Origin of the sequence: Priestia sp. TSO9 (assembly GCF_021029645.1) — a bacterium.
Lineage (GTDB): Bacteria > Bacillota > Bacilli > Bacillales > Bacillaceae_H > Priestia > Priestia megaterium_E.
Genome location: NZ_JAJEKD010000030.1, coordinates 1 through 699, shown reverse-complemented (window position 1 = coordinate 699; position 699 = coordinate 1). Strand labels below are relative to the sequence as shown.

The following is a 699-nucleotide window of genomic DNA, read 5'->3' as shown; positions in this document are numbered from 1 at the left end:
GTATGGCTCCACAGGTAGGACTCGAACCTACGACCGATCGGTTAACAGCCGATAGCTCTACCACTGAGCTACTGTGGAATATGGTGGGCCTAAGTGGACTCGAACCACCGACCTCACGCTTATCAGGCGTGCGCTCTAACCAGCTGAGCTATAGGCCCATTTTTGGAGCGGGTGATGAGAATCGAACTCACGACATCAGCTTGGAAGGCTGAGGTTTTACCACTAAACTACACCCGCGTTACTTAAGATGGGGCGACTGATGGGAATCGAACCCACGAATGCCGGAACCACAATCCGGTGCGTTAACCACTTCGCCACAATCGCCGTCTTAAAATGGTGGCTCGGGACGGAATCGAACCGCCGACACAAGGATTTTCAGTCCTTTGCTCTACCAACTGAGCTACCGAGCCAAACAAAATGGCGGTCCCGACGGGAATCGAACCCGCGATCTCCTGCGTGACAGGCAGGCATGTTAACCGCTACACCACGGGACCACTTTGGTTGCGGGGACAGGATTTGAACCTGCGACCTTCGGGTTATGAGCCCGACGAGCTACCGAACTGCTCCACCCCGCGATGATATGAATATGGTATAAATAAATGGAGGAGGAAGAGGGATTCGAACCCCCGCGGGCTTTGACACCCCTGTCGGTTTTCAAGACCGATCCCTTCAGCCAGACTTGGGTATTCCTCCGTATAT

The 699-nt window shown here is 53.9% G+C and carries 8 tRNA genes; all 8 read right to left on the bottom strand.

The window, feature by feature from the left end:
• Window positions 1-3 precede the first annotated feature (3 nt).
• Window positions 4-78, bottom strand: a tRNA-Asn gene (locus LJC66_RS27385).
• 3 nt (window positions 79-81) lie between these two features.
• Window positions 82-158 (bottom strand) — tRNA-Ile (locus LJC66_RS27380).
• A 5-nt stretch (window positions 159-163) separates the two neighbouring features.
• A tRNA-Gly gene (locus tag LJC66_RS27375) sits at window positions 164-237 on the bottom strand.
• Window positions 238-248: 11 nt separating this feature from the next.
• Window positions 249-324 (bottom strand) — tRNA-His (locus LJC66_RS27370).
• A 10-nt stretch (window positions 325-334) separates the two neighbouring features.
• A tRNA-Phe gene (locus LJC66_RS27365) sits at window positions 335-410 on the bottom strand.
• An 8-nt stretch (window positions 411-418) separates the two neighbouring features.
• A tRNA-Asp gene (locus LJC66_RS27360) sits at window positions 419-494 on the bottom strand.
• 4 nt (window positions 495-498) lie between these two features.
• A tRNA-Met gene (locus tag LJC66_RS27355) sits at window positions 499-575 on the bottom strand.
• A 25-nt stretch (window positions 576-600) separates the two neighbouring features.
• Window positions 601-693, bottom strand: a tRNA-Ser gene (locus LJC66_RS27350).
• Window positions 694-699 lie beyond the last annotated feature (6 nt).